The organism is Streptococcus australis (assembly GCF_019930045.1).
GTDB classification, from domain to species: domain Bacteria; phylum Bacillota; class Bacilli; order Lactobacillales; family Streptococcaceae; genus Streptococcus; species Streptococcus australis_D.
In genome coordinates this window covers 1-879 of record NZ_JAHZQQ010000119.1, presented here as the reverse complement: position 1 = coordinate 879, position 879 = coordinate 1, and the positions used below count along the sequence as shown (strand labels likewise).

Here is an 879-nt window from a genome sequence, read left to right as displayed (position 1 = left end):
GGCGCGTAGCTCAGGTGGTTAGAGCGCACGCCTGATAAGCGTGAGGTCGGTGGTTCGAGTCCACTCGTGCCCATTTTTAATATTATGGTCCGTTGGTCAAGGGGTTAAGACACCGCCTTTTCACGGCGGTAACACGGGTTCGAATCCCGTACGGACTATACTATATCGGAGGATTACCCAAGTCCGGCTGAAGGGAACGGTCTTGAAAACCGTCAGGCGTGTAAAAGCGTGCGTGGGTTCGAATCCCACATCCTCCTTAATATTAACGCGGGATGGAGCAGCTCGGTAGCTCGTCGGGCTCATAACCCGAAGGTCGTAGGTTCAAATCCTGCTCCCGCAATATTTGGCTCGGTAGCTCAGTTGGTAGAGCAATGGATTGAAGCTCCATGTGTCGGCGGTTCGATTCCGTCTCGCGCCATAATTTAATATTATTCGGAAGGGTAGCGAAGAGGCTAAACGCGGCGGACTGTAAATCCGCTCCTTCGGGTTCGGGGGTTCGAATCCCTCCCCTTCCATCCTTTACGGGCATAGTTTAAAGGTAGAACTAAGGTCTCCAAAACCTTCAGTGTGGGTTCAATTCCTACTGCCCGTGTATAAGAATATGGCGGGTGTGGTGAAGTGGTTAACACACCAGATTGTGGCTCTGGCATGCGTGGGTTCGATCCCCATCACTCGCCTATTTTATATTATTGGGGTATAGCCAAGCGGTAAGGCAAGGGACTTTGACTCCCTCATGCGTTGGTTCGAATCCAGCTACCCCAGTTATACTTTGCCGGCGTGGCGGAATTGGCAGACGCGCTGGACTCAAAATCCAGTGTCCGCAAGGACGTGCCGGTTCGACCCCGGCCGCCGGTATAGTATTAAAGACAAGGTTTTCGG

At 52.6% G+C, this 879-nt stretch carries 10 tRNA genes; all 10 read left to right on the top strand.

Annotated elements, in window-relative coordinates:
* The 10 genes from K1J10_RS10570 to K1J10_RS10525 all read left to right on the top strand — a co-directional run bounded on the left by K1J10_RS10570 (window position 1) and on the right by K1J10_RS10525 (window position 855).
* Window positions 1–73, top strand: a tRNA-Ile gene (locus K1J10_RS10570).
* A 13-nt stretch (window positions 74–86) separates the two neighbouring features.
* Window positions 87–158: transfer RNA gene (locus K1J10_RS10565), tRNA-Glu, on the top strand.
* Between the two features lie 9 nt (window positions 159–167).
* Window positions 168–257, top strand: a tRNA-Ser gene (locus K1J10_RS10560).
* A 9-nt stretch (window positions 258–266) separates the two neighbouring features.
* Window positions 267–340: transfer RNA gene (locus K1J10_RS10555), tRNA-Met, on the top strand.
* Between the two features lie 5 nt (window positions 341–345).
* Window positions 346–418: transfer RNA gene (locus tag K1J10_RS10550), tRNA-Phe, on the top strand.
* Window positions 419–434: 16 nt separating this feature from the next.
* A tRNA-Tyr gene (locus K1J10_RS10545) sits at window positions 435–515 on the top strand.
* A 6-nt stretch (window positions 516–521) separates the two neighbouring features.
* A tRNA-Trp gene (locus tag K1J10_RS10540) sits at window positions 522–592 on the top strand.
* A 12-nt stretch (window positions 593–604) separates the two neighbouring features.
* Window positions 605–677: transfer RNA gene (locus K1J10_RS10535), tRNA-His, on the top strand.
* Window positions 678–690: 13 nt separating this feature from the next.
* Window positions 691–762, top strand: a tRNA-Gln gene (locus tag K1J10_RS10530).
* Between the two features lie 9 nt (window positions 763–771).
* Window positions 772–855, top strand: a tRNA-Leu gene (locus K1J10_RS10525).
* Window positions 856–879: the final 24 nt, after the last annotated feature.